General features: G+C 72.4%; 20 protein-coding genes and 1 tRNA gene. 17 read left to right on the top strand and 4 right to left on the bottom strand.

Translation table 11 applies throughout. The annotated features are described in order from the left end of the window. The first annotated feature begins 51 nt into the window (after nucleotides 1-51). The 13 genes from AC07VC_RS15915 (at nucleotide 52) to AC07VC_RS15855 (ending at nucleotide 14927) form a co-directional block, all read left to right on the top strand. Entirely contained in the window at nucleotides 52-1146 is a 1095-nt protein-coding gene (locus tag AC07VC_RS15915; protein ID WP_494724487.1) for a hypothetical protein, read from the top strand. 6 nt (nucleotides 1147-1152) lie between these two features. Then, the gene (gene recR / locus AC07VC_RS15910; RefSeq protein WP_012297640.1) at nucleotides 1153-1752 is read left to right on the top strand and encodes a recombination mediator RecR; all 600 of its coding nucleotides are present in this window, start codon (nucleotides 1153-1155) and stop codon (nucleotides 1750-1752) included. A 122-nt stretch (nucleotides 1753-1874) separates the two neighbouring features. Continuing rightward, nucleotides 1875-3140: an aspartate kinase gene (locus tag AC07VC_RS15905; protein ID WP_317229755.1), complete on the top strand. Its 1266-nt coding sequence runs from the start codon at nucleotides 1875-1877 to the stop codon at nucleotides 3138-3140. Between the two features lie 34 nt (nucleotides 3141-3174). Beyond that, on the top strand, nucleotides 3175-4275 hold the full coding sequence (locus AC07VC_RS15900) for an aspartate-semialdehyde dehydrogenase (protein ID WP_494675333.1): 1101 nt from the start codon (nucleotides 3175-3177) through the stop codon (nucleotides 4273-4275). An 86-nt stretch (nucleotides 4276-4361) separates the two neighbouring features. Next, a complete protein-coding gene (locus tag AC07VC_RS15895; protein ID WP_317229757.1) occupies nucleotides 4362-5840 on the top strand; it encodes a malate:quinone oxidoreductase in 1479 nt (492 codons plus the stop codon). Between the two features lie 78 nt (nucleotides 5841-5918). Then, on the top strand, nucleotides 5919-7103 hold the full coding sequence (locus AC07VC_RS15890; protein WP_494675334.1) for an Rv2578c family radical SAM protein: 1185 nt from the start codon (nucleotides 5919-5921) through the stop codon (nucleotides 7101-7103). A 70-nt stretch (nucleotides 7104-7173) separates the two neighbouring features. Next, the gene (locus tag AC07VC_RS15885) at nucleotides 7174-7872 is read left to right on the top strand and encodes a helix-turn-helix transcriptional regulator (RefSeq protein ID WP_317229759.1); all 699 of its coding nucleotides are present in this window, start codon (nucleotides 7174-7176) and stop codon (nucleotides 7870-7872) included. Beyond that, nucleotides 7873-8547 (top strand): thymidine kinase, encoded by a 675-nt coding sequence (locus tag AC07VC_RS15880; RefSeq protein WP_317229760.1) that lies wholly within the window; start codon nucleotides 7873-7875, stop codon nucleotides 8545-8547. It abuts the gene before it with no gap. 348 nt (nucleotides 8548-8895) lie between these two features. Then, the gene (locus AC07VC_RS15875) at nucleotides 8896-10290 is read left to right on the top strand and encodes a tyrosine-protein kinase domain-containing protein (RefSeq protein ID WP_317229761.1); all 1395 of its coding nucleotides are present in this window, start codon (nucleotides 8896-8898) and stop codon (nucleotides 10288-10290) included. Nucleotides 10291-10616: 326 nt separating this feature from the next. Then, nucleotides 10617-11600, top strand: a complete 984-nt coding sequence (locus AC07VC_RS15870; protein WP_494675335.1) for a hypothetical protein — start codon at nucleotides 10617-10619, stop codon at nucleotides 11598-11600. Nucleotides 11601-11683: 83 nt separating this feature from the next. Further along, a complete protein-coding gene (locus AC07VC_RS15865) occupies nucleotides 11684-13411 on the top strand; it encodes a DUF4012 domain-containing protein (protein ID WP_317229763.1) in 1728 nt (575 codons plus the stop codon). A gap of 86 nt (nucleotides 13412-13497) precedes the next feature. Beyond that, nucleotides 13498-14079, top strand: a complete 582-nt coding sequence (locus AC07VC_RS15860; protein ID WP_494675336.1) for a sortase — start codon at nucleotides 13498-13500, stop codon at nucleotides 14077-14079. Between the two features lie 305 nt (nucleotides 14080-14384). After that, nucleotides 14385-14927 carry a sortase gene (locus tag AC07VC_RS15855; RefSeq protein ID WP_494675337.1) on the top strand — a complete coding sequence of 181 codons (543 nt, stop codon included), beginning with the start codon at nucleotides 14385-14387 and terminating at the stop codon, nucleotides 14925-14927. Nucleotides 14928-14966: 39 nt separating this feature from the next. Here the strand turns inward: AC07VC_RS15855 and AC07VC_RS15850 are convergent, their stop codons facing one another. Beyond that, the gene (locus AC07VC_RS15850) at nucleotides 14967-15443 is read right to left on the bottom strand and encodes a VanZ family protein (protein ID WP_494675338.1); all 477 of its coding nucleotides are present in this window, start codon (nucleotides 15441-15443) and stop codon (nucleotides 14967-14969) included. A gap of 287 nt (nucleotides 15444-15730) precedes the next feature. Here AC07VC_RS15850 and AC07VC_RS15845 point away from each other — a divergent pair, with 287 nt between their 5' ends. Together AC07VC_RS15845 and AC07VC_RS15840 are read left to right on the top strand one after the other, a co-directional pair. Further along, nucleotides 15731-17968, top strand: a complete 2238-nt coding sequence (locus tag AC07VC_RS15845; protein WP_494675339.1) for a transglycosylase domain-containing protein — start codon at nucleotides 15731-15733, stop codon at nucleotides 17966-17968. Between the two features lie 136 nt (nucleotides 17969-18104). Beyond that, the gene (locus AC07VC_RS15840) at nucleotides 18105-19310 is read left to right on the top strand and encodes an acyltransferase family protein (protein ID WP_494675340.1); all 1206 of its coding nucleotides are present in this window, start codon (nucleotides 18105-18107) and stop codon (nucleotides 19308-19310) included. Nucleotides 19311-19499: 189 nt separating this feature from the next. Here AC07VC_RS15840 and AC07VC_RS15835 read toward each other — a convergent pair. The 3 genes from AC07VC_RS15835 to AC07VC_RS15825 form a co-directional block, all read right to left on the bottom strand. Then, nucleotides 19500-19573: transfer RNA gene (locus tag AC07VC_RS15835), tRNA-Pro, on the bottom strand. Between the two features lie 62 nt (nucleotides 19574-19635). Further along, the gene (locus AC07VC_RS15830) at nucleotides 19636-20580 is read right to left on the bottom strand and encodes a metallophosphoesterase (protein WP_494675341.1); all 945 of its coding nucleotides are present in this window, start codon (nucleotides 20578-20580) and stop codon (nucleotides 19636-19638) included. Further along, on the bottom strand, nucleotides 20580-23123 hold the full coding sequence (locus AC07VC_RS15825) for a transglycosylase domain-containing protein (protein WP_494675342.1): 2544 nt from the start codon (nucleotides 23121-23123) through the stop codon (nucleotides 20580-20582). The genes AC07VC_RS15830 and AC07VC_RS15825 overlap by 1 nt, the downstream gene beginning before the upstream one ends. A 105-nt stretch (nucleotides 23124-23228) precedes the next feature. Here AC07VC_RS15825 and sp36 point away from each other — a divergent pair, with 105 nt between their 5' ends. Continuing rightward, a complete protein-coding gene (sp36, locus tag AC07VC_RS15820; protein WP_317229811.1) occupies nucleotides 23229-23411 on the top strand; it encodes a Sp36 family protein in 183 nt (60 codons plus the stop codon). Beyond that, on the top strand, nucleotides 23411-23875 hold the full coding sequence (locus AC07VC_RS15815) for a RidA family protein (RefSeq protein ID WP_104344362.1): 465 nt from the start codon (nucleotides 23411-23413) through the stop codon (nucleotides 23873-23875). The genes sp36 and AC07VC_RS15815 overlap by 1 nt, the downstream gene beginning before the upstream one ends. Nucleotides 23876-23933 lie beyond the last annotated feature (58 nt).

The raw sequence follows: 23933 nt of genomic DNA, 5'->3' as shown, positions 1-23933 counted from the left end.
AAAAAAAAAAACGCCCCCCCAGATATGCCGACCGGTCTCGTGGGCTCGGAGATGTGGAGAAGAGACCCCGCCCCCTCCGCACCGACCGCCTCCGCTCCGAGCCCAGCCCCTGCCGCCCCGGTCGGTCCCGTCACGTTCGAGCAGCTGCGCGACTCCTGGCCGTCGGTCGTCGAGGCCGTGGAGAAGGCGAAGCGGAGCGCGTGGCTCGTCGCCGTCACCGCCACGCCCCGCGCCCTGGCGGGCGACGTGCTCACGCTGTCGTTCGTCAGCGCCAACGACGCCGAGAAGTTCAAGGAGCGCGGCGCTCCCGGCCAGGGCGTCAGCGACATCCTGCGCACGGCCATCCTCGACGTGCTCGGCCTGCGCGTGAAGTTCATCGCGCGCGTCGAGCCGCACGGCGGGTCCGCCCCGGCCCGCGGCGGATCCCCGTCCCCGGCTCCCGAGGTCGCTCCGGCCGCGGCTCCTGCTGCCGGCCGCCCCGCATCGTCCGGCGCACCCGCCGCCGCGTCCCGGCAGGCCCCGGGCTCGGCGCGATCCACCGCACCGGACTCCCCGGCCGCGTCCACCGCGCCGACGCCCGCGCCGCGGTCGGCACCTGCCGCCAAGGTCACGCCGGCCGGCGGCGGATGGGCCACCGTGGCCATCCCCACGTCCGACCCCGGAGCCGTCGAGCCGTCGTCCGCGCCCGTGGCACGTCCCGACCGCTCCGCGGCGACGACGGCCCCCAGCGCACCTGCCCCGTCCGCGCCCGCGGCCCCGCCCGTCCCGCCGAGGGCGTCCGCGTCGGCCGCACCCCGCCGCGGTCCGTCCGTGGTCCCCGACTCGCAGGTCCCCGACTTCGAGGAGCCCGATCCCGACGAGTTCGGCCCCGCCGAGCCCGGCTGGGCCACCGGCGGCGCGTCCCCCGACGAGGCGGCGCCGGCGACCCGTCCCGTCCCGGCGTCCTCGCAGGGCGCAGCCCCCTCCGCCCCGCCGGCCGCCAGCGCCGTCGCCAGCGCCGCTCCGGCGGCGAAGGCGACCCCCGCCGCCGCCCCGCAGCGCTACGGCGAGTCCGTCGTCCGCGAGATCCTGCAGGCGAGCTTCATCGAGGAGAAGCCCGTCGAGCGGAAGGCCCGCCCCACCATCCGCCCCACAGGTCAGGACTAGCGCCGCATGTACGAGGGAATCGTCCAGGAGCTCATCGACGAGCTCGGCCGTCTGCCGGGCATCGGCCCGAAGTCGGCGCAGCGCATCGCGTTCCACATCCTGCAGACGGAGACGTTCGACGTCTCGCGTCTCGCCGAGGTGCTCACCGTCGTCCGCGACAAGGTGCGCTTCTGCGCCATCTGCGGCAACGTCAGCGAGGAGGAGACCTGCGGCATCTGCCGGGATCCCCGTCGCAGCCCCGCCACCATCTGCGTGGTCGAGGAGGCGAAGGACGTCGTCGCCATCGAGCGCACGCGCGAGTTCCGCGGGCTCTACCATGTCCTCGGCGGGGCCATCAGCCCCATCGACGGCATCGGACCGGACGACCTCCGCATCCGCCAGCTCATGCAGCGCCTCGCCGACGCCACGGTCACCGAGGTCATCATCGCCACGGACCCGAACCTGGAGGGCGAGGCCACCGCGACCTACCTCTCGCGTCTGCTCTCCACCTTCGACATCCGCGTCACGCGCCTCGCCTCCGGCCTCCCCGTCGGTGGCGACCTCGAGTACGCCGACGAGGTCACCCTCGGCCGCGCCTTCGAGGGCCGGCGCCTCGTGGGGGAGTGACCCGGCTCCACCGCCGTCGCCTCCGCATCGCCCCGCACCGTCACACGCCGGATCCCCGGGCGCCCCCGCCCTAGAATCGTCATCCGGGCCGCCCACGCCCACCCGAACCCCAGGAGTCGCCCGTGAGCCTCATCGTGCAGAAGTTCGGCGGATCGTCGGTGGCCGATGCCGAGAGCATCAAGCGGGTCGCCAAGCGCATCGTGGCGACGCGCAAGGCCGGGAACGACGTGGTCGTCGCCGTGTCCGCCATGGGCGACTCGACCGACGAGCTGCTCGACCTGGCGCACGAGGTCACGCCCATCCCCGCGCCGCGGGAGCTCGACATGCTCCTCACCGCGGGGGAGCGCATCTCCATGGCGCTGCTGGCCATGGCCATCAAGAGCATGGGCTACGACGCCCGCTCCTTCACCGGCAGCCAGGCGGGCATGATCACCGACGCGCAGCACGGCGCCGCCCGCATCGTCGACGTCACGCCGGGCCGCGTCCGCGACGCGCTCGGCGAGGGCGCCATCGCCATCGTCGCCGGCTTCCAGGGCTTCAACCGCGGCACGGGCGACATCACCACGCTCGGCCGCGGCGGATCCGACACCACGGCCGTCGCCCTCGCCGCCGCCCTCGGCGCCGACGTGTGCGAGATCTACACCGACGTCGACGGCATCTTCACCGCCGATCCGCGCGTCGTCCCGCTGGCCCGCAAGATCGACCGCATCACGAGCGAGGAGATGCTGGAGCTCGCGGCGTCCGGCGCCAAGGTGCTCTACATCCGCGCCGTCGAGTACGCCCGCCGGCACGGCGTCCTGCTGCACGTCCGCTCCTCGTTCACGCACAACGAGGGCACCATCGTCTACAACCCCACGGATGGAGAGAATGTGGAAGAGCCCGTCATCGTCGGCGTCGCCGCCGACCTCAGCGAGGCCAAGGTCACGATCGTCGGGGTCCCCGACGTCCCGGGCAAGGCCGCGCAGATCTTCACCATCGTCGCCAAGACCGGCGCGAACATCGACATGATCGTGCAGAACGTGTCCGCGGCGGCCACGAGCCTCACCGACATCTCCTTCACGCTGCCGAAGTCGGACGCCCAGCGCGTGCTCACGGTGCTCGCCGCCGAGCAGGACGCCGTCGGCTTCACGGGCCTGCAGCACGACGACCAGATCGGCAAGCTGGCGCTCGTCGGCGCCGGCATGCGCACCAACGCGGGCGTCTCGGCGCAGCTGTTCACCGCGCTGTCCGACGCGGGCATCAACATCGAGATGATCTCCACGAGCGAGATCCGCATCTCGGTGGTCACGCGCGCCGACACCATCGACGAGGCCGTGCGCGTCGTCCACCACGCCTTCGGCCTCGACGCGGACGACGTGGCCGTCGTCCACGCCGGCACCGGCCGCTGACCCGCACGATCCCGCACCGCAGGAGGAGACACCCGTGACCGACACCGCACCCGCCGGATCCACCGCCCCCGCCCCGGCCCCCGAGACCGCCGGCCTCCGCGTCGGCGTCGTGGGCGCCACCGGGCAGGTCGGCGCGGTCATGCGCCGCCTGCTCGAGGAGCGCTCCTTCCCCCTCCAGGAGATCCGCTTCTTCGCGTCGGCCCGCTCGGCCGGCACGACGCTCCCGTTCGCCGGCCGCGACGTGGTCGTGGAGGACGCCGCGACGGCCGACCCCACGGGCCTCGACATCGCCCTCTTCTCCGCGGGCGCCACCACGTCCCGCGCGCAGGCGCCGCGCTTCGCCGAGGCGGGTGTCCTCGTCATCGACAACTCGAGCGCCTGGCGCATGGATCCCGACGTCCCGCTCGTCGTGTCCGAGGTCAACCCGGAGGCCATCGACGACGCGCGCCGCGGCATCATCGCGAACCCGAACTGCACCACCATGGCCGCGATGCCGGTCCTCAAGGTCCTGCACGAGGAGGCCGGCCTCACGCGCCTCGTGGTCAGCACCTACCAGGCGGTCTCCGGATCCGGCCTGGTCGGTGCCGAGGAGCTGGCCGGCCAGGCCGAGGCCGCCGTCGCCGCGGGCCCGGAGGCGCTCCGCCGCCTCGTCCACGACGGACGCGCCGTCGAGCTGCCCGCCCCTGCCGTCTACCAGCGCCCCATCGCGTTCGACGTCATCCCGCTCGCCGGCAGCATCGTCGACGACGGCCTCTTCGAGACCGACGAGGAGAAGAAGCTCCGCAACGAGAGCCGCAAGATCCTCGGCCTCCCGGAGCTCCTCGTGAGCGGCACCTGCGTCCGCGTGCCCGTGTTCACCGGCCACTCGCTGTCCGTGAACGCCGAGTTCGCCGCGCCGCTGAGCGTCGCCCGCGCGACCGAGCTGCTGTCCACGGCGCCGGGGGTGGAGCTCTCCGACATCCCCACACCGCTCCAGGCGGCCGGGACGGACCCGAGCTACGTGGGCCGCATCCGCGCCGACGAGGGCGCGCCGGAGGGGCGCGGCCTCGCCCTCTTCATCAGCAACGACAACCTGCGCAAGGGCGCGGCGCTCAACGCCGTCCAGATCGCCGAGGTCGTCGCCGCACGTCGCTGACCCCTCCCGAGCCGCCCTCGTCAGCGCCCCCTTACTCGCGGCTCCGGTCCCGAGGGCGGCCGGAGGCACGGGCGTACACTGATCCGGTGAGTGAATCAGCGGAACCGGTAGACGTCGTCCTCGTCGGCGGCGGGATCATGAGCGCGACGCTCGGCACCCTCATCAAGCAGCTCGAACCCGACTGGACCATCCAGATCTTCGAGCGGCTCGGCGAGGTCGCCATGGAGAGCAGCAACCCGTGGAACAACGCGGGCACCGGTCACGCGGCCCTCTGCGAGCTGAACTACACGCCGGAGAAGGACGGGAGGATCGAGATCGGGTCGGCGACCCGCATCAACGAGCAGTTCCAGCTCTCCCGCCAGTTCTGGGCGCACCTCGTCACCGCGGGTGCGGTGCCGGAGCCCAAGGAGTTCATCAACCCCACCCCGCACATGACCTTCGTGCGCGGCGAGGAGAACGCCCGCTACCTGCGCCGCCGCTTCGACGCGCTGCGCGCCCACCCGCTGTTCTCCGACATGGAGTACTCGGAGGACCCGGCGGTCATCCACTCCTGGGCCCCGCTCCTGGTCCTGCAGCGGGACAAGTCGGAGGTCATCGCGGCCACGCGCTTCGAGGGCGGCACCGACGTCGACTTCGGCGCCCTCACGAACAAGCTCGTCGACTACCTGACGGAGCACGGCGCCGCCCTGCACCTCAACCACGACGTCCGCCGCATCTCCCGGAACGGCGACGGCACCTGGCGCCTCGACGTGCGCAAGGAGGTGGGCCGCTCGACCGTCCGCGTGGACGCCAAGTTCGTCTTCATCGGCGCGGGCGGCGGTGCGCTGCACCTGCTCCAGAAGGCCGGCATCCCCGAGATCAGGGGCTTCGGCGGCTTCCCCATCAGCGGCGAGTTCCTCCGCACCGACGACCCGACCATCGTCGCCCAGCACCAGGCGAAGGTGTACGGCAAGGCGGCCGTCGGCTCTCCGCCCATGTCCGTCCCGCACCTCGACACGCGCGTGGTCGACGGGCAGGCGTCGCTGCTGTTCGGCCCCTACGCCGGGTTCAGCCCGCGCTTCCTCAAGAAGGGCTCGCTCCTCGACCTCTTCACCTCCATCCGCCCGCACAACGTCGTCCCGATGCTCGCGGTCGCGAAGGACAACCTGAGCCTCATCAAGTACCTCGTCAGCCAGCTCCTCGCCTCCAAGGAGACGAAGTTCGACGCGCTCCGCGAGTTCATGCCCACCGCCGACCCGAAGGACTGGTACCCCATCACGGCGGGCCAGCGCGTGCAGGTCATGAAGAAGGACGCGCAGAAGGGCGGGGTGCTGCAGTTCGGCACCGAGGTCGTCGCCGCGGCCGACGGCAGCATCGCCGGCCTCCTCGGCGCATCGCCCGGGGCCTCGACGGCCGTGCCGATCATGCTCGACGTCCTCGAGCGGTGCTTCCCCGACCGCATGGACGGCTGGCGGAAGCCCCTGAGGCGCATGATCCCGAACTACGGCACGCTGGTCGCGTCCGACCCGAGGAAGACCCCGCGGATCGTCGCCGAGACGTCCGAGGTCCTCGAGCTGCAGCCCTGATCCCGCGGGGCCGCCTTCCGCGGCCCCGCGGCGTCCCCTCCGGGTGCGGCTCGTTCGAAAGTGTGTTCGAATGGACGCATGAGATGGAGCTCCCAGAAGCTGTCGGACGCCAGCGCCGACGCGCTGCCCGGCCTCGCGCGCCTCAGCAACCTGGTGCAGAGCGTGCGCACGCCCGAGTTCCAGGGCGTGACCTTCCACGAGGTGCTGGCGAAGTCCGCCCTCAACCGCGTCCCGGGGGAGTCGAAGGTCATGCCGTACGGCTGGACCATCAACCCCTACCGTGGGTGCACGCACGCGTGCGTCTACTGCTTCGCCCGCCCCACGCACGAGTACCTCGACCTCGACGGGGGACGCGACTTCGACGACCAGATCGTCGTGAAGGTCAACGTGGCCGAGGTGCTCGCCCGTGAGCTCGCGAAGCCGACGTGGACGCACGACAGCGTCGCCCTGGGCACCAACACGGACCCGTATCAGCGCGCGGAGGGCCGCTACGCGCTCATGCCGGGCATCATCGCGGCGCTCGCGTCGTCGGGCACTCCGCTCTCCATCCTCACCAAGGGGACGCTGCTGCGCCGTGACCTCCCGCTGCTCCAGGAGGCGTCGCGGAGCGTCCCGGTCGATCTGGCGATGAGCATCGCGGTGCTCGACGACGACCTGCAGCAGTCCGTCGAGCCGGGCACCCCCACGACCGCCGCCCGGCTCGCCACGGTGACGGCGATCCGGGAGGCGGGCCTGGACTGCACCGTGTTCATGATGCCGATCCTGCCCATGCTCACCGACTCCGTGGAGCACCTCGACCACGCGCTCACCCGCATCCGTGAGGCGGGCGGCACGCGCGTGCTGTACTCCGCCCTCTACCTGAAGCCGGGCGTGAAGGAGTGGTACCTCGAGTGGCTGGAGCGGGAGCGGCCGGACCTCGTCGGCCGGTACCTCGACCTGTACGCGCGCGGCGCCTACGCACCGCAGGCGTACCGCACGTGGTTGACGGCGCGCATGGGCCCGCTGGTCCGGCGTCACGGGCTGGGCGGCGGTCGCGTCGATCCCCGCACGGGCGGCGTCCTGTCCCGGGCCGACCTGCCGGGTCTCGAGGGCGGGCGCGCCGCGACCTCGTCCCGACCGCGCCCGGGATGGAGCCAGGAGGGGGCGGACTCCCGCGCCACTTCCGGGCGGGGACGCCGCAGCTGGACGCAGGCACCCGCGCCGGGACCGCTCGTCGCCGCCGCGCTGCCGGCCGCCGCCGGGACGCAGGCGACCCTGTTCTGATCCCGCGCGGCAGGTGTCCGTCCACGCACGGTGGCCCCGGCGGGGCGGAGGGCCTGGCTAAGGTTCTGGCATGACGACCCTGCGCGAGCCCGGTGCGGGGACGCGCGACGCCATCGGCCGGGCGGCGCCCGTGCCCGTCCGCATCGGCGTGCTCATGGGCCACGAGTCGGCCCTCGACGAGGTGTGCGCCATCTTCCGCCGCCGCGCCCCGGAGGTCGACGTGGTCGTGAGCACGACCGCCTGGCTCCAGCTGGTCAGGTCGCCCCGGTTCCCCACGGACGTCGTCGTGGTGGACTACGACCTGGCGGACGCCGTCAGCCTCGAGGGCCGGGTGCGCTCCTGCCGGGCGGCCGGAGCGGCGGTCGTCGTGCTCTCGCGGTCGGGTTCCGACGAGGTCCGACGCCGGGTGCTCGACGCGGGTGCCGCGGCCCTGCTCACCGGTCCGGTCCCCGCGGGCGACATCGTCGCGGCCGTGCGCGCCGTCGCCGCGGGTGCGCGGGCCGGCCGGATGCGCCGCGAGGACGAGGAGTCCGCCCTCGCGGCCCGTGCCTTCGCGAGCCCGCGCCTCAGCCAGGGGGAGGAGCAGGCGCTGCGCCTCTACGTCACGGGCTGCTCCACCCAGGACGTCGCCACCGCGATGAACGTGCAGTACGAGACGGCCAAGACCTACCTGCGGCGCGTGCGCGCGAAGTACCGCCTGGTCGGACGGATCGCCGGACGGCGGGCGGACCTGATCGAACGCGCCACCGAGGACGGCTACCTTCGGTAGATGGCCAAGCTCTACTTCCGTTTCGGTGCGATGAACAGCGGCAAGAGCACGTCGATGCTCCAGGCCGCCTACAACTACGAGGAGCGCGGGCAGCACGTGCTGCTCACGAAGCCCGTGATCGACACCAAGGGCGACCGCGACATCGTGTCGCGCCTCGGCGTCCGCCGACCGGTGGACTTCCTGCTCGAGCCCGACGCGGACGTCTGGCAGGAGTTCGGGATCCACCGCGAGCGCGTGCTGCAGGAGAAGGGCGGGCCGACCGCGTGCCTCCTCGTCGATGAGGCGCAGTTCCTCCGGGAGTCCCAGGTCGACGACCTCCTGCGCATCGCGATCCTCCAGGACGTGCCGGTGATCGCGTACGGCATCCGCACCGACTTCCAGACGGTGGCGTTCCCGGGAAGCCGGCGCCTGCTGGAGATCGCGCACAGCCTCGAGGAGATGAAGACCATCTGCCGCTGCGGACGCAAGGCCGTCTTCAACGCCCGGCAGGTGGGGGAGCGCTTCATCTTCGACGGCGACCAGGTCGCCATCGACGGCGAGGACGTGACGTACATGTCGCTCTGCGGCGCCTGCTACCTCGCCGAGAGCGGGGGAGTGCTCACGAGCGGACGGCCCGTCGAGTCGAGCGCGTCGGTCTTCAGCTACCCCGCGGGGCCGGACGCGGACTTCTCCTGAGACGCGCCCCGTGCGGTCCCTCCGCCCGTCAGTCGCGGAGCGAGCGGAGCCCGGCGGCGGTGAGCGCCCCGGTGATCACCAGGGTCGCGAGGGGCAGGAGGGCAGCGCAGACGTCGGGCATGGGGGTCCGGATCTTCTCTTCGGGTGAGCGTTCGGCAGAGGGGAGGTGGGTGGCCTGATCCCTCACGCCACGTTAGCGGGCCTCACGCCGCCCCGCCGCCCCAGATGCTGGGGCGCCTCGGCCCCGTGGTCCCGTGAGCGTCGCCGCGTCCGACGGCGGGTCGCGCCTGTGGGAGCATGGCAGCGGACGCCGTTGGGGGGCGTTCCATCGACGAGGGGGAATCGCCTGTGGAACTGCGTGAATACATCCGGATCCTGCGACGCTCGTGGATCCTGATCCTGCTCGTCCTCCTCCTGGGCGTCGGGGCGGCGGCGGGGTACTCGCTCGTCCAGACGCCGGAGTACCGGGCCACGTCCAAGGTCTTCGTCTCGACGCAGTCCGCGGGGACGGTGCAGGACCTCAGCCAGGGCAGCACGTTCACGCAGGGGGCGGTGAAGAGCTACGCCGACGTGGTCTCCACGCCGGTCGTGCTCGAGCCGGTCATCGCCCAGCTGGGCCTCAGCGCCACGGCGGAGACGCTCGAGCCGAAGATCACGGCCACGGCGGCGCTCGACACGGTCATCATCGAGATCGCCGTGGAGGACGAGCAGGCCGACTCCGCCGCCACCATCGCCAACGCGGTGGCCGCGAGCTTCACCGACGTCGTCGCGGAGCTCACGCCCCTCGACGCGAACGGGCAGCCGCAGGTGAAGATCACGACGCTGCAGGAGGCCCGCATCCCGGCCGCGCCCGTATCGCCCAAGGTGCCGCTCAACCTGGCCCTCGGCGCGCTCATCGGCCTCGCCCTCGGCGTCGCGGTGTCCGTGCTCCGCTCCACGCTCGACACGCGCATCCGCGGGGAGCGCGACCTCCGGCTCGTCACGCACGCGCCCATCCTCGGCGGCATCGCGTTCGACCCGAAGGCGAAGGAGCGCCCGCTCATCGTCCAGTCCGACCCGCGCAGCCCGCGCGCGGAGTCGTTCCGCAGCCTCCGCACGAACCTCCAGTTCCTCGACTTCGGCGGCCGTGCCCGCAGCTTCGTCATCACCAGCGCCGTCGAGTCCGAGGGCAAGTCCACCACCAGCGCCAACCTCGCGATCGCGCTGAGCGACGCGGGCGCCCGCGTCGCCATCATCGACGCCGACCTCCGCCGACCGAAGCTCGCCTCCTACCTCGGCCTCGAGGGCGCCGTCGGCCTCACCGACGTGCTCATCGGCCGCGCGCAGCTGAAGGACGTGCTCCAGCCGTGGGGCAACCGCAACATGTTCGTGCTGCCGGCCGGCCAGATCCCGCCCAACCCGAGCGAGCTGCTCGGATCGCGGACCATGGTCATGCTGCTGAAGGAGCTGGAGGCCGAGTTCGACACCGTGCTCATCGACGCGCCCCCGCTCCTTCCCGTCACGGACAGCGCGGTCCTGTCCAAGAGCGCGGGCGGGGCGATCCTCGTGGTCTCCGCCGGCCGGGCGCACCGCGGGCAGGTCCACGCCGCCATCGAGTCGCTGCACAGCGTCGGCGCCGAGGTCCTGGGCGTCGTCCTCACCATGCTCCCGACCAAGGGCCCGGACGCCTACGGGTACGGGCAGTACGGCTACTCGTACGTCCGCCCCGAGGGCGCCGACGGCCCCACCCCCGCCACGGCCTGATCCCGACCGCCGCCGGTCGGCGCGGGCCCGCCGGCCCCGTGTCGTCGCGGGCCCCCGCGCGGGGCCCTGTACCATCCGGAGGACACCACCGCTCCATCCTGCATCTCCCCGCTGCTCGGACCACGGGCCCGTCCTCCCACCGGAGCGGGCCCCGGAACGTCGTGGGAACGCGTCCCGGACACCCCGCCGCCCGACCGGGCGGCGTGCCGGCCGCGGGATGCCCGCCACACCGGGAGACACCATGTCGGCTCACGCCGAGGCGCGCACGCGCCGCATCGGAGGACGCCCCTCCGCCCTCCGCACGCACCGAGCCGCGGGAGCCCGTCGTGGCTAGGACCGCGCCGGACGGCCGGAAGCCCATGGCCGTCACGGGCCGCGCCCAGCGCAAGCGCCCGTCGCTCGCCCGGCTCATCCCCGGGGTCGGCGTCACGGCCGTCGTGGCCTTCCTGGTGATCGACCTGATCCTCGTCTCCGCGGCGGTCACGCGCACCGACGCCGACCGATCCGACGGCGCGGCACCGGCCCCCGCGAGCACCGCGACCGCGGAGGCCTCGCCCACCCCCGAACCGAGCGCGAGCCCGAGCGCCGGCACCACCGCCGTCGCCGCGCCGACCGTGTTCCTCGCGGCCGGTGACGCGGAGGTCGCCTGGCGCACCACCGCCGGCTCCTGCACGGGCGAGGCGGCCCGCATCGAGACCACCATCGACGAGGGCCGGACGTGGGACGCCCGTACCACCGACTCGTTCGACGCCCGCCGCGTGCTGGCGCTCACCGTCGAGAGCCCGGACGTGGGCAGCATCGTCGCGGACGTCACGGCCGCGTGCTCGCGCACCGCGCTGCAGAGCTTCACGGGCGGGGAGTTCTGGCGCGACTCACCTGCCCTCGCCTCGACCACGGCGTACGTCGATCCGGAGGAGCCGGGCACGATCCAGCTCGTCCAGGGTGCGCAGGACGCGCCGTGCGACGACGCGGTGCAGGTGGTGGACAGCGGCCAGGCGGCGGCGGTGCTCTGCGCCTCCGGCGATCTGCACGTCCGCTCCGGCAGCGGGGACTTCCGCCAGGTGGATGCCCCCGGTGCCCTGGCCCTCGCGCTCGGCCCGGACGGGATCCTGACGGCGGGCACGGCGGAGTCATGCACCGGCACGAGCATCGGCCGGATCGTCCCCGCCTCGGGTGACATCAGCACCGTCGGCTGCGCTCCTGCCGTCCCCACGAGCGGCCAGGTCGCCGTGTCCGCCGCGGGTCGCGCCGTCTGGCTCCTCACGGGCGACGCCGTCAGCATCTCCACCGACGGAGGGGCCAGCTGGTGACCTCCTCCACGATCCGCTCCCGTCGAGTGCGACGCGCTCGACGGCCGTGGACGCGACGGAGGGTCGTCGGGACCGCCGCCGCGGTGGTCGCCCTGATCGTCGTGCTGTGGATCGCCTGGGTAGCCGCCCGCGCACTCCTCGCCCGGGCGGAGCTCGAGCAGGCCGTGCCGCTCGCCTCGTCCGTCCAGCGCGACCTCCTGGGGGGCGACTCCCCGGGGGCCGCCGCCGGGGTCGCGCAGCTGCGCGAGCACTCCTCGCGAGCCGTGTCCCTGACGGGCGATCCCGTGTGGGCGGCCACGGAGGCCCTCCCCCTCGTCGGCCCGAACCTCACGGCCTTCCGCGAGATCGCGGGCGTGGTCGACCGCGTGGGCTCCGACGCCCTCCAGCCCGTCGTGGGGATCGCCGGGACGCTCGACGTCAGCAGCCTGACGCCGAAGGACGGGCGGATCGACCTCGACCCGATCATCGCGGCACAGGAGCCCGTCCGCCAGGCGGACGACGCCCTCGACGCCGCCCTCGACGACGTCACGGCCATCGACACGGGCGCGACCCTCAGCCCGGTCACGGACGCCGTCACCCGGCTCCGCGAGACCGTCGGCTCCGCGGCGGACACCCTCGCGATCGTGCGCCACGTCGCCGACCTCGCGCCGGCCATGCTCGGCGCCGACGGCGACCGCGAGTACCTGCTCATGTTCCAGAACAACGCGGAGGTGCGCTCCACCGGCGGCATCCCGGGCGCGCTCGCGCTCGTGCGCACGGGCGGCGGGTCGTTCTCCCTCACCCAGCAGGACTCGGCGCGCGCCTTCCCGCGGCTCGACCAGCCCGCGCTCCCGCTCGATCCCCAGACGGCGGGCCTCTACGGCACCATCACCGGCCGGTACATGCAGGACGTGACGCTGACCCCCGAGTTCCCGCAGGCCGCGCCGCTCGCCGCCGAGATGTGGCGGCTCAAGCACGCCGACGACATCGACGGCGTCATCAGCATCGACCCCGTCGCCTTGTCGTACCTGCTCGAGGCGACCGGACCCATCACGCTGTCGACGGGCGACGTGCTCCGGTCCGACGACGCCGTCGACCTGCTGCTCCACGACGTCTACCTCCGCTACCCGGACCCCGACGTGCAGGACGCGGTGTTCGCGAGCGTCGCCGACTCGGTCTTCTCCCGGGTCTCCTCCGGCGACGTGGATCCCGCGGCGCTCGTGAAGGCCCTGTCGCGCGCCGCCGAGGAACGGCGGATCCTGCTCTGGAACGCCCGGCCCGACGAGCAGGCGACGCTCGCGGGCACCACGTTCCAGGGGTCGCTGCCCACCGACAACAGCGAGTCGACGCAGTTCGGCGTGTTCCTCAACGACGCCACCGGTGCGAAGATGGACTACTTCCTCACGCTCGAGACCACGCAGGCCATGGCGATGTGCCGCGACGACGGCCGGCCGAACTACCGCACGGAGGTCACGCTCGGATCCACGGCCCCGGCGGATGCGGCATCGCTCCCGTTCGTGGTGACCGGGGGAGGGGTCTACGGCGTCGCGCCCGGGGACATCAAGACGCGGGTCGCCGTCTACGGTCCCCCCGGGACGGTGCCGCTCAGCGTGCGCATCGACGACGAGGTGGTCGAGTTCCAGCCCGAGATCGTCGGCGGGCGCGCGGTCGCCCAGGTCGAGGTCACCCTGCAGCCCGGTCAGAGCGTCAGCATTTCCGTGGACACGCTGGGGGACAAAAGGACCGACACCCCCCTGTCGATCGTGACCACCCCCGTGATTAACGCGATCGAAACACGATTCCGCTCGCTGTCCTGCGACGCATCCCAGTAGTGTCCTCGGTGGGGGAACGATCGACGACGGACCCGAGTCCGTCGAGGCACCCCTGTGCACCAGCAATCTCATCCAGGGGGAACCACATGCTCAAGAAGATCCTCGCCGGGGCGGCCATCGCCCTCGCCGCGACGTTCACCGTCTCGACCGCCGCCACCGCGGCCCCGTACACGCCAGAGGGCGGCGTCACCGTCAGCGACCCGACCGTCGCGCCCGGCCAGAGCACGGTGCTGACCTTCGCGGACGGCTCCTTCGCTCCCGTCGTGCCCGTCACGATCACCATCACCGGCGAGGACGCGGCCAACGCCACGCTCGCCTCGTTCCGCACGGCCCCCATGGCCGTCACGAGCAACTCCATCACCAAGAACTCGACCAGCGCCGGCGGCCTCCGCGTCACCGTCACGCTGCCCGCCGGTTCCGCCTCGGGCTCCTACGCCCTGACCGGGACCGACACGCAGGGCAACACCGTCTCCACGACGATCTCCGTCGTCGCGGCCGCCGGCACCGGCACCGCCACTGGCTCCACCTCGGACGGCGCCGCGGGCCTGCCCGTCACGGGCGGCCAGCTCCCCGTCGTCCTCATCTGGACCGGCGGCGGCCTGCTGCTCCTCGGCGCCGCTCTCGTCGCGGTCCTCGCGACGGTCCGTCGCCAGCGCACCACGGTCTGACCCGCATCAGATCCCGCGTCGCCTGACTCCCTCCGGAGCGGTGCGACGGAAGGCCCCGAGGCATCGCCTCGGGGCCTTCCGCCGTCTCCGGGCCGTGCGATGACCCCAGTCCGGGGTCCATCTCGTCCGCGTCCCTCCTCCGGGGAGCCGGTCGCGTATAGCATCGCGATCGTGGGTTTACCCGACCCGCTGTCTGCCCTTTGGCGTCGACCCGAAATCGCGCGCCGCGGACACCACCGCCCCGAGGCGATACCCGTCGTGCCCCGCACGTCCGTCTCGGGCGTATCAGTGAAGGCACACCCGAGATGCTCGCCAAGACCCTGGCGGGCGCGTTCGTCGCGCTCGCGCTCACCGCTTCCGCTCCACTCGCCGCCCAGGCCGAGGACTACGTCCCCACGGACTCCGGCCTCTCCTGCGCCGGCATGTCCGTGACCCCCGCGGCCGTCGCGCCCGGCGGGTCCGTCACCGTCACCGGTGCCGCCGGCGCGTTCACGCCGGGCGAGACCGTGGCCCTGCGCCTGTCCGCCACGGCCGGCGCGCCCGCCGTCGCCGGCGACCCGGCCGCCTCGGTCGTCGCCGCCGCCGACGGCTCCGTCTCCGGCACGCTCGTCGTCCCGACGACGGCCACGGGCACCTGGCGCGCCAACGAGACCGCCGCGTCCGGCGACCACTGGTGCGGCCTCGTCTCGGTCGTGCCGGCCAGCGCGAGCACGGCCGCCGCGTCCGGCTCGCTCCCCATCACCGGCGGCACCCTGCCGACCGGCCTCGCGATCACCGGCGGCGGCCTGCTCCTCGCGGGCGCCGCGGCCGCGGGCATCGCCTCGGCCCGTCGTCGTCGGGCCTCCTGACCCCCGACACCGCATGACCCCCGACGCGGGCGGATCCGATCACGACCGGATCCGCCCGCGTCGTCGCGTGCGGGCGGAGAGCAGGGCGGCCGCGCCGGCCCCCAGGAGCGCGCCGAGCCCGTTGGCCGCCACGTCGGCGAGGGAGGCCACGCGCGCCGGCAGGAACGCGCCCTGCGCGAGCTCCACCGCGCCCGACAGCGCGGTGCCCGCGACCCCCACGGCGAGCCAGCGACGGCTCCCGAGGGCGAGGACGCCGAGCATCCCGAGCGGTGCGAACAGGACGACGTTCGCGGCCGACTCGATCATCGGGTAGCGGAAGCCCGGGATTCCGTGGTGCTGCAGGAAGCGGACGCCGCGCATCAGCGTCGGGTACGCACCGCGGTCGACGCTGTCCGGGGCGAGCGTGACCAGCGCCACGATCCCGACGTAGGCCAGCAGGAGGAGGGCGGCCTGACGGTGCCGCCGGCGCCGCCGCTCCCGATCCCGCACGGCGCCCCAGGTCGAGCGATCCGGCATCGCGTCCTGATCCCCGTTCGGACGTGGCGCGCGCCGTCGGGGATCGGGGGCGAGGGGGTCCATGAGGGCGGCAGCCTAGCAACGCGGACCCGCAGCGCACCGGGCTGCAGGACACCCGGGTCCGGCCCCGGGAGCCGCGTCCGGACGTCGCGCGCGGTTCGCGGAACGGCTACCCCGGAGGCCCGTACGGACCCATGATGAGGGCACTCATCACATTTCGGCCACGGGCAGCTGGGACCATCCCCGGGGCGGATGCCCGACCTCCGAGCGCGGGTTAGATTCGTACCATGAGGAAAACTGACCTGACCATCTCGACCCGGTTGGGCGCGTTCCTCGGACTCGTCGGCATGAGCACGATCGCCGGCGTCCTCGTCGCCGCCATGGTGACCCCGGCCATCGCCGTCTCCGGCATCGCGGCCAACAGCACCATCGGCGTGTTCGAGGACATCCCCGACAACCTGCAGATCGACAACCTCGCGCAGAAGACCGTGCTGTTCGCCAAGCAGGGCGACCAGCAGGTTCCTTTCGCCGAGTTCTTCTCGCAGGACCGCGAGGAGGTCCCGTGGGAGGCCGTCTCGCAGTTCGCGAAGGACGCCGCGATCGCCACGGAGGACCCCCGGTACTACGAGCACGGCGGCGTCGACGTGCTGTCGGCGGCCCGCGCGCTCGCGCAGAACGTGCTGAACGACGAGGTGCAGTCCGGCGCCTCGACCATCACGATGCAGTACGTCCGCAACGTCCTGGTCCAGAAGGCCCAGAACATGGTCGACTCCACGGACGAGGAGCAGCAGGCCGCCGGCCGGAAGGCCTTCCAGGAGGCCACGCAGCCCGACATGCCCCGCAAGCTCAAGGAGATGCGGATGGCGATCGGGGTGGAGAAGAAGTACTCCAAGAACGAGATCCTCCTCGCCTACCTCAACATCGCGAACTTCGGCAGCCGGGTCTACGGCATCGAGTCGGCCGCGCGGTACTACTTCGACGTCTCCGCCGCGGACCTCAACCTGGAGCAGGCCGCGAGCCTCATCGCGACGGTCAACGCTCCGGAGATCTACAAGATCGACAACCCGGACAACCTCGAGCGCAACAAGGGCCGTCGCGACCTCCTGCTGAGCAACATGCTCAAGGAGCAGAAGATCACGCAGGAGCAGTACGACGCGGCGGCGGCGGCGGAGATCACCCCCACGATCACGCCCTCCACGAGCGGCTGCATCCAGGCGAACCCGATCTCGGCCGCGTACTTCTGCGACTACGTGAAGAACGAGATCCTCACCAACCCCGAGTTCGGCGAGACCGCCTCCGACCGCGACGCGCTGCTGAAGCGCGGCGGCCTGCAGGTCTACACGACCCTCGACCTCGACATCCAGGCCAACGCGGCCGACCAGATGCGCAAGCAGGTGCCGACCACGGCGCGCTTCACGCAGATCGGCGGATCCGTGGTCTCCCGCGAGGTGAAGACCGGCCGAGTGATCGCGATGGCGCAGAACACCGACTACGGCGTCGCGACTGACCAGCCAGGCGTGACCGAGATCAACTACTCCGCTGACAAGGCGCACGGCGGCAGCGCCGGGTTCCAGGTCGGCTCGACGTACAAGATCTTCACGCTCGTCGACTGGCTGAAGGCGGGGAAGTCGATCTACCAGACGGTCAACGCCTCCAAGACGACCTGGTCGGCCAGCGAGTTCACCCAGTGCGGTGACAGCCTCGCCGGCTCCCCGGACTACAAGGTGACCAACGACACGAACACCGGCGCCACGTCGAACCAGAACGTCCTCGCCGCGACCGTCGCCTCCGTCAACTCGGCCTTCGTCGCGATGGCGAGCCAGCTGGACCTGTGCGACATCAGCAAGACCGCCACGGACATGGGTGCCTACAACGCGGACAAGCGCGACCTCTCGAGCTTCCCGTCCGACGTGGTCGGCTCGGGCGGCAACACCGTCGCGCCGCTCCAGATGGCCACGGCCTTCGCGTCCGTCGCGAACCAGGGCACCATGTGCCCGCCCATCGCGATCGACAAGGTCGTCCTCCCGGACGACAGCGAGCTGGTCACGCCGAAGAGCGCCTGCGCGCAGGCGATGAGCCCCGAGGTCGCGAACACGGCTGCCTTCGCCCTGAAGGCCGTCATGGGCGGCACGGGGGCTGCGTCGAACCCGCGCGACGGCACGCAGATCATGGGCAAGACGGGCACCACCGACCGCTCGAAGGACACCTGGTTCGTCGGCTCCTCCACCGAGGTCACCACGGCGGTCTGGGTGGGCAACGTCGAGGGCTTCGCGTCGATGCGCCGCAATGTGCTCAACGGCTCCGCCGCGGACAGCGCGCGTCACCGCATCTTCAAGCCGCTGCAGACCTTCATCGACGACCGGTACCCCGCCGAGGACTTCCCGGCGCCCGCCAGCACGCTGACGAAGCGACCGTACGTGGCGCCCGCGCCGAAGCCCACGCAGTCCGCCGCCCCGACGGCCCCCGAGGCGCCGGCCGCTCCGGCCCCGGCGCCGGCGGAGCCCGCACCTCCCGCGGAGGGATGAGCCCGCGCTCGATGGGGAGCGCGCGCCGACGGCCGTCGCCTCCGGGCGGCGGCCGTCGTGCTGTCCGCCATCCGGCCTCCGAGGACGGGCCTCGTAGACTGGACGACCGCCGCACCACCGAGCCGGGAAGGCCATCATGACCGGGACCCCGACGTCCGCTCCCGCACGCGTGCGCACGCTGCTGCCCGGGATCGAGGGCCTCCGCGGCGTGGCGGCGGTCGCCGTGCTCCTGTACCACGTGCAGCGCCAGCTCGCCCGCCCCACGACCGACGTCCCGCTCGTCGGCGAGGTCGCCTTCTTCAGCCATGGCGTGACGCTCTTCTTCGTGCTCAGCGGCTTCCTGCTGTTCCTGCCCTTCGCGCGGAGCCTCATCGACGGCGGGCCCCTGCCGCGACTGTCGCGCTACGCCGCGAACCGGGCGCTGCGGGTCTTCCCGGGCTACATCGTCGTGCTGCTCCTCGTGAGCCTGGTCCTCCGCGTCGCGATCCTGCCCCGCGACACCCGCGACGCGGGCCTGGAGATCGGCACCCTCGGACCCGTCGACACCGTGCTCAACGCCCTGCTGCTGCAGGGCTACGCCCCCCGCACGCTGCGCAGCGGCATCGAAGTCGCCTGGACCCTGGCGGTGGAGGTCTGCTTCTACGTGCTGCTGCCCATCGTCGCCGTCCTCGCCGCGCGTCTGCTGCGGGGGAGGGGGACGTGGGTCCGTGCCCTGGCTCCTGCCGTCGTGCTGCTCGTGATCGGCATGGCCGGCAAGGTGTGGTCCATGGTCGCGCAGGCGCCGCTCGGGCATCAGGGTCGCCTGGCGAGCGAGTGGGGCGCCACCGGGGAGGCCGTCGCGAACCGCAGCATCCTGACCCACGCCGACCTCTTCGCCTACGGGATGGCCGCCGCGGTGGTCCTGCTCACCCTGTCCTCGGACGACGGCCTCCGCGACCGCGTCGCGGCCTGGCGCGTGCCCGTGGGCATCGCCGCCGCGGCCCTGATCGTCGTCGCCTCCGAGGCGCCCGTGGAGGCGTTCGAGGAGAGCCTGGTGGCGGCCTCCTGCGCGGCCCTGCTGCTCATCGTCGCCCTGCCACGCCGCGGGGGCTCCCTCGGCCCGGTGACGCGCTTCCTGGAGCTCCGGTGGATCGCCTGGCTCGGGACGATCTCGTTCAGCGTCTACCTGTGGCACCTCCCCGTGATCCGGTTCCTCCGCCGGGCGGGCCTGGTGCTGCCGGACACGCTGGCGGGCTTCGCCCTGAACACGCTCGTGGTCGGCGCCGTGACGCTCGCGCTGTCCGCGGCCACGTACTACGCGATCGAGCGGCCGGCGCTGCGGCTGAAGCCCGGTTCCCGCTAGGGCGCGTGCCCGCGTGCCGCTCGCCGCGTGCGCGTGCGGGCACGTTCGCCTGCCGCATCGGCGAAGGGCGCGCTGCCTCGGGATCGACGCGGGCCCCGCACGGTGTCCGTACGACGACGAAGGGCCGCTCCGTGCGGAGCGGCCCTTCGTGGTGATGCCGGTCGTGCTGTGCCTCTGGGAGGCGGTGTGTCGGGGTAACAGGATTTGAACCTGCGACCTCTTCGTCCCGAACGAAGCGCGCTACCAAACTGCGCCACACCCCGATGGCCCGAGGGCCGGGCTCTACGATACCCGATGTTCCGGGGTCCCGCGTACGCCCCGCGCGTCAGACGGCGGTGAGCGTCACGAGCGTCGCCTCGGGGTAGCAGGCGAAGCGCACCGGGGCGTAGATGGAGGTGCCGAGGCCCGCGCTCACGTGCAGGTACGAGGCCCGATCGGCGTGCGGCCAGACGCTGAGCCCCTTCACCTGGCGGCGCGGGATGTCGCAGTTGGTGACCAGGGCGCCGTACCCGGGCACGCAGACCTGGCCGCCGTGCGTGTGCCCGGCGAAGACCATCCGGGCGCCGTTGGTGACGAAGGAGTCGAGCACGCGGCGGTAGGGCGCGTGCGCGACGCCGACGGAGACCACGGGGGCGCCGGACGACTCCTGGTACGCGTCGTCGTCCTCGCGCAGCGCGTCGAGGGCGCCGGGGAGCGCCTCGAGACGGTCGAAATCCCGGTGCGGGTCGTCGACGCCGAAGAGCTCCAGCAGCGTGCCGTTGACCTCGATGGCGCCCGCGGCGTTGTTGAGGTCGAGCCAGCCGAGCGACGCGTAGAGCCGCTCGAGCCGGGGCAGGTCGAGGTCCGCGGGACGCTGCGTGGCGTGCGTGTTCGCGGTGAAGTACTTGAACGGGTTCTTCATCATCGGCCCGTAGTAGTCGTTCGAGCCATGCACGAAGACGCCCGGGATGCCGCGGAACGCCTCGAGGGTCTCCTCGACCGCGACGATGCCCTGCTCGTGGCCGGTGTTGTCGCCCGTGTCGACCACCAGATCCGGCCGCAGGTCCGCGAGCTCGCGCACCCACCGCTGCTTCTTGTGCTGCCACGGCGCCATGTGCATGTCGGAGAGGTGCAGCACCCGGATGGGGTCGGATCCCACCGGGAGCACCGGTACGGTCACCTCGCGCAGGGTGAAGCGGCGGCGCTCGTAGAAGGACGCGTACGCGAAGACCGCGGCCCCGGCGGCCGCGACGCCGCCGACGGCGCGGGCGAGGGTGCCGATCACGCCCATCAGCTGCGTCCCACGTACAGCGTCACGGGACCGCTGCTCTGCTGCCCGGCGGCGGGCTCCGTGCGCGTCACACGGCCGATCTGCGAGTTGTCCTCCACCTGCTCCTGCGCGATCGTCACGTCGAAGCCGGCCGCACGCAGCGCCTGGCGGGCGCCCGTGAGGTCCTGGCCGCGGACGTCCGGGACGGTGCCCGGCGTGCCCTGCTGCTGCTGACCCTGGTCGGGGCCGCTGCTGGTGAAGACGGTCACGGTGGATCCGCGTGCCGCGTTCGCGCCGGCGCCCGGGTCGGATCCGGAGACCTGCCCGGCGGGGACGCTCGAGGAGGCGCGGGCGCCGCCCTGGGCGAAGCTCAGACCCGCGCCCTCGATGGCCGACTGGGCGTTCGCGAGCGACATGCCCGACACGTCCGGCACCTGGACGGTGGGGGTGCGGGTGAGCTCGGATGCCGGGCCGGGGAACGCCTGGCCGCCGTAGACGGCGTTGACGGCCTGCATGAACGGCTTCCACACGGCGAAGCGCGCGGTGGACATGAGCTGGCCGCTCGGGAGCCTCGTGGTGCGCTGGCGGATGTCCTGGCCCGAGGAGCTGCCCACCCAGATGGCGGTGGTCACCTCGGTGCTGGACCCCACGAACCAGGTGTCCTTCGCCCGGTCCGTGGTGCCGGTCTTGCCGATGAGGGGCGTGCCGTCGTTCGTGTTCGCCGCAGCGCCCGTGGCGTTCATGACGCCCGCCAGGGCGTAGGCCGCGGTGTGGGCGACGTCGGCGCTCACGGCCTCGCGGCAGTTCGCGGACGGCGGCGTGATCTCGGTCTCGTCGGGGAGCACGACCTTGTCGATGAGGATGGGGTCGCACGTCGTGCCGTCGTTCGCGACCGTCGCGTAGGCCTGGGCCATGGTGAGCGGGGCGATGTTGTTGCCGCCCGAGCCGATGATGTCGGAGACGTAGTTCGAGAGCTCCGTGTCGGGCACGGCCTGGTGGATGCCGATGGCCTTCGCGGTCTTCCCGATGCCGCACATGTCGAGCTCCGAGGCCATGGCCATGAAGGCCGTGTTGGTGGAGTTGGCGGTGCCCGACATGACCGTGCGGTTCGCGCCCGGAGCGGCACCGTCGTTGGTCACCCGGAGGACGTCGGATCCGAGGTTGCCCCCGGTGCACGAGTCCTGGAAGTCGCGTCCGCTCCACGTGCCGTTGGACGAGCGCACGACCTCGTTGACCGAGTGCCCCTCGTTCAGCCACTCGAGCAGGGTCACGAGCTTGTACGTGGATCCCACCTGGAACCCGCGCGATCCGCCGTAGTCCTGGTCGGTGTTGTAGTTGACGCTCGTGACGCCGGCCTCCTCGCCGTTGCCGTAGTCCGTGTTCTGCACCATCGCGATGACGCGGCCGGTCTTCGCCTCGACGCTCGTCATGGCGGATCCGACGGCGATGCTGTTCATCGTGGTGGGGATCTGCGCGCGCATGTCGTCCGTGGCCTTGGCCTGCAGGTCGAGGTTGAGCGTCGTGTAGATCTTGTAGCCGTTGCGGTTCAGGTTGTTGGTGCGCTCGGTCTCGTCCTTGCCGAAGGCGTCCGAGTTCTCGACCGTGTACTTCACGGCGTCGCAGAAGTACGCGGCGCTGGCGGGCTGGGCCGCGTTGCAGCCGCTCACCGACGGCGTGATGGTGGGCGTCACGGGGGTGGCGATCGCCTCGTCGCGCTGCTCCTGCGTGATGCTGTGGTGCTTCAGCATGTTGTCGATGAGGATGTCGCGTCGCTCCTGGTTGGCCGGGATGTTGCCCGGCTCGTCGATGCGGAGCGCGACGGGGTAGTTGACGGTGGCGACGAGGCTGGCGGCCTGCGCGATGCTGAGGTCCTTCGCGTCGACGCCGTAGTAGTACCGGGCCGCCGACTGGATGCCGTAGACGCTGCCGCCGTAGTTCGCGATGTTGAGGTAGCCGAGGAGGATGTCGTTCTTGGAGAACTTCTTCTCCAGGCCGATCGCGAGGCGCATCTCCTTGAGCTTGCGGGCGGTCGACTCCTGCGTCGCCTCCTCGTAGGCCTTCTTGCCCGCCTCCTGGTCGGTCGCCGCGAGGGTCTCCGCCTTCTGCACGAGCACGTTCTTGACGTACTGCATGGTGATGGTGCTCGCGCCGGACTGCACGCCGCCGCCGATCACGTTCTGGGCGAGGGCGCGGAACGTGGACTGCACGTCGACGCCGCCGTGCTCGTAGAAGCGGGGGTCCTCCGTGTCGACGGCCGCGGCCTTCGCGTTGTCGGAGACCTCGTCCCAGCCGACCTCCTCGCGGTTCTGCGCGTAGAACTCGGCGAACTTCACGGGCTGGCCGCCCTGCGTGGCGTACAGCTCGGTCTTCTGGGCGAGGTTGTCGATCTGCAGGTAGTCGGGCAGGTCCTCGAAGAGCCCGATGGTGTTGTTGGCAGCCAGGCTCGTCACGGCGATGGCCGGGGTGACCATCGCGGCGACGAGCACGCCGGCGACGGCGCTCATGCCGAGGACGCCCGTGAGCGCGGCGGCGACGCGGCCGGGCGTGTTCTTCGAAGCAGACATAGACTCCAGAGTACGGGAAGGGTGTATGGGAACCCGTGAGACCTGTGCGCCGGCCGCCCGCGCCCGTCCCGTCATGCATCCAGACCCGACCGGCAAGGAGCCGAGATGACCGCAACGCCCGGGCAGTGGGAGTACCTCACCACGCCGCTGATGATCCACAACACCGCCGCCATCCTCAACACGTGGGGTTCGCAGGGCTGGGAGCTGGTGCAGGTCGTCACCGGCCCCGAGGGCGGGCTCGTCGCGTACATGAAGCGCCCCGTCGGCGACGCCGAGCACGGCGCCTGATGGGCGCGATCTCCGACCGGCTCGCCGAGCTCGGCATCGAGCTGCCGGCGGTCGCGGCGCCCGTCGCCGCCTACGTCCCCGCCGTCGTCCACGGCGGCCTGGTCTACACGAGCGGCCAGCTGCCGTTCGTCGACGGCGCGCTCGCCGCGACCGGCAAGGTCGGCGCCGAGGTGTCCGCCGAGGACGCGAAGGCGCACGCCCGCACCTGCGCGCTGAACGGGCTCGCCGCGGCCGCGGACGCGGCGGGCGGGGTCGACCGCATCGCGCGCGTGGTCAAGGTCACGGGATTCGTCGCCTCGGCCGAGGGCTTCACCGGGCAGCCCGGCGTGATCAACGGCGCCAGCGAGGTGCTGGGGGAGATCCTCGGCGACGCCGGGATCCACGCCCGCTCCGCCGTCGGCGTGGCGGAGCTGCCGCTCGGCTCGCCCGTCGAGGTCGAGCTCGTGGTGGCGCTCGTCGAGTAGCCGCGGGCGCCTCGAGGGCGGACGTGCAGGAGGGCCGGGTGCACGCACCCGGCCCTCC

The sequence above is a fragment of the Clavibacter sp. GW821-FHT01D01 genome (assembly GCF_059422605.1).
This window is presented reverse-complemented; position numbering and strand designations above follow the sequence as displayed.